Annotated in this window: 1 pseudogene; it reads right to left on the bottom strand. The window is 51.0% G+C overall.

Annotated features, from left to right (window positions below):
- Nucleotides 1–274, bottom strand: a pseudogene (locus HMPREF2912_RS11255) (HNH endonuclease); the annotation flags it as partial.
- Between the last annotated feature and the right edge of the window lie 22 nt (nucleotides 275–296).

Below are 296 nucleotides of genomic sequence, written 5' to 3'. Positions count from 1 at the left end.
GGATGAAGGCATCGAGTTTAATGCCGGTATCTTCCCCAACCTGGAGTTCCAGCCACGCAGAGGTGCCATTAGAAGAAAAGCGGTAGGTGTCTTTGGGGCGGGTATCACGAAAAGCAATGGAGTCATCCAGGGTTTTACAAATATCGCGGACTTTACGCCTGATTTGGCTACGGGTAGGAAAAGCCTGATTCGCCTTAGTGGGGGTGAAGAAGTCGGCCAGGATGGTGTCGATAAAATCCAGGGTTTCAGCAGTCAAGCCGGCTAGTGCTGACATGGGTTGGTCAATAGCAATCAAG

Origin of the sequence: Corynebacterium sp. HMSC056E09, assembly GCF_001813425.1 — a bacterium.
Taxonomy (GTDB): domain Bacteria; phylum Actinomycetota; class Actinomycetes; order Mycobacteriales; family Mycobacteriaceae; genus Corynebacterium; species Corynebacterium hesseae.
This window is presented reverse-complemented; position numbering and strand designations above follow the sequence as displayed.